The sequence below is a fragment of the Mycolicibacterium arseniciresistens genome (genome assembly GCF_030519285.1).
Classification (GTDB): domain Bacteria; phylum Actinomycetota; class Actinomycetes; order Mycobacteriales; family Mycobacteriaceae; genus Mycobacterium; species Mycobacterium arseniciresistens.
The window spans coordinates 1-355 of record NZ_JAUMSQ010000421.1 but is presented as its reverse complement, the minus strand read 5'-3'; the positions used below and the strand labels follow the sequence as shown (position 1 = coordinate 355).

At 76.3% G+C, this 355-nt stretch carries 1 pseudogene; it reads right to left on the bottom strand.

Annotated elements, in window-relative coordinates:
• Window positions 1-57: 57 nt before the first annotated feature.
• A pseudogene (locus tag Q2100_RS29665) lies at window positions 58-355 on the bottom strand (hypothetical protein); the annotation flags it as partial.

The window sequence follows — 355 nt, the reverse complement described above, 5'->3', positions numbered from 1 at the left end:
CGGCGGCTTCCTGCTCGCCGCCGTGGCCGCCCGTCTCTGCGCGGGCCGCACGGCGGTCTAGCCGGACCGGTGCGCGGTGGGATGCACCTGCACCCGGTAGCCGTGCCGCAACGCCGCCACCGTCAACGCCGGCGTCACCACCGCCACCTCGCCCGCCGCCGCGGACACCGGTGCCGGATCGACGTAGCCGGCCGGCGTCCAGCGGTGCGTCGCACCGCCCCACAGCAGACGGAGATCGCGGTCGCCATCCCGGCCGCCGAGGTCGACGAACACCCCGTCGGGAAGATCCGCAGCCAGTGCGCTGGAGCGCGGCGCCCGCCGCGATGCGGCCAGCAGGGCATCGAGATCCTTCGCG